This is a genomic window from Clostridium sp. CAG:43, from assembly GCF_000434655.1.
Taxonomy (GTDB): Bacteria; Bacillota; Clostridia; order Lachnospirales; family Lachnospiraceae; genus Otoolea; species Otoolea fessa.
In genome coordinates, this window is sequence record NZ_FR895018.1 from 1 (window position 1) to 566 (window position 566).

Genomic DNA, 566 nt, shown 5'->3' on the forward strand with positions numbered 1-566 from the left:
AGTCAAAACCACCCGCTTCTTTGGCAATCTCATCGATTGTACAGAAGTTCTGGAGACGGATTGAAAGCATGTCCTCGCCATAGCCCGCTTCTTCCAGGCGTTTCCGCGTCTTGGCAGATTCCTCCGGATCAACATCGGTCGCATACATATGTCCCTGCCCTTTCAGGCAGGCCAGCATCGCCTTCGTATGTCCGCCGTATCCTAGCGTCGCATCAAATCCGACCTGCCCCGGCTGGATCTGCAAAAAGTCCAGAATCTCCTGCACCATAATGGAAATATGCATGCCCGCTGGTGTATTTCCTTTCTGAATCACGTGCTGGATCGTGTCCTGATACTTCTCCGGCTGCAGTTCTTTATATTTTTCTTCAAATTTTTTTGGATATTTTCCTTTATATCTGACACGCCGTTTATGTGGTGTCTGATTTTCCTGATCCATAAAAACCTCCCATATCTGCTTAGATTTTCCATTGATTTTCCCATCTGTCAAATCGAAAATCATATTGGTTCAAGCATATATGGAAGGCGTTCAAATGTCAATTCTTTCTTGATTTTTCCAGATAAAACGT

Annotated in this window: 1 protein-coding gene; it reads right to left on the reverse strand. The window is 44.9% G+C overall.

The genetic code is table 11. The annotated features are described in order from the left end of the window. Positions 1-436, reverse strand: a 436-nt coding sequence (gene mraW / locus QVO97_RS01595; RefSeq protein ID WP_288188609.1) for a 16S rRNA (cytosine(1402)-N(4))-methyltransferase, incomplete at its 3' end; no start/stop codon positions are given. Positions 437-566 lie beyond the last annotated feature (130 nt).